The sequence below is a fragment of the Xanthomonas populi genome (assembly GCF_002940065.1).
Classification (GTDB): Bacteria; Pseudomonadota; Gammaproteobacteria; order Xanthomonadales; family Xanthomonadaceae; genus Xanthomonas; species Xanthomonas populi.
Window position 1 is genome coordinate 1 of sequence record NZ_MDEJ01000323.1, and the last position, 544, is coordinate 544.

Consider the following 544-nt stretch of genomic DNA (forward strand, 5'->3'; position numbering starts at 1 on the left):
CGCGGCTGATCGTGCTGGGCGCGCGCTCCAATGCGTTGGCGATGGCCCGCATCGACATGCCGGTTTCATATAACGCATGCTGACGGTATCGTTCTGCCAGGTCCAGGCGGCTGGATGACATGGGCAACTCCACTTGGCGGTGAAGTCGTTCAGGTCAGGTCGCCTGGACCACTTCACAACCGTTGGTGTCGCGATCCAGAGTTGAAGCCGCCCGGCCAAGAACTTGCCCAACGTTACCGGGATGCTTGAGGAGCTGAGTAGAAAGGCGCCCTCCGACGTCCCCCCGATTTTGAGTAGCACGCCAGTTTGGAGTCCAATTCCCTACCCCGAAGGAGATTGGACGTGAAGAAGCGTTTTACCGACGAGCAGGTCATCGGCTTTCTGCGCGAAGCCGAAAGCGGCGTGGCGATCAAGGACCTATGCCGGCGACACGGCGTCAGCGAGGCCTCGTACTCCATGTGGCACAGCAAGTTCGGCGGGATGCGCGTGCCCGATGCCAAGCGGCTCAAAGACCTTGAGGCCGAGAACGCGCGGCTGAAGACGT

2 protein-coding genes are annotated in these 544 nt (G+C 61.0%); one reads left to right on the forward strand and one right to left on the reverse strand.

Translation table 11 applies throughout. The annotated features are described in order from the left end of the window. A partial coding sequence (locus XpopCFBP1817_RS21115; RefSeq protein WP_146090209.1) for a helix-turn-helix domain-containing protein occupies positions 1-121 on the reverse strand: 121 nt, incomplete at its 3' end. 221 nt (positions 122-342) lie between these two features. Between XpopCFBP1817_RS21115 and XpopCFBP1817_RS21125 the strand changes: the two genes are divergently transcribed. Continuing rightward, positions 343-544: transposase (locus tag XpopCFBP1817_RS21125; RefSeq protein WP_146090210.1), on the forward strand; the 202-nt coding region annotated here is incomplete at its 3' end.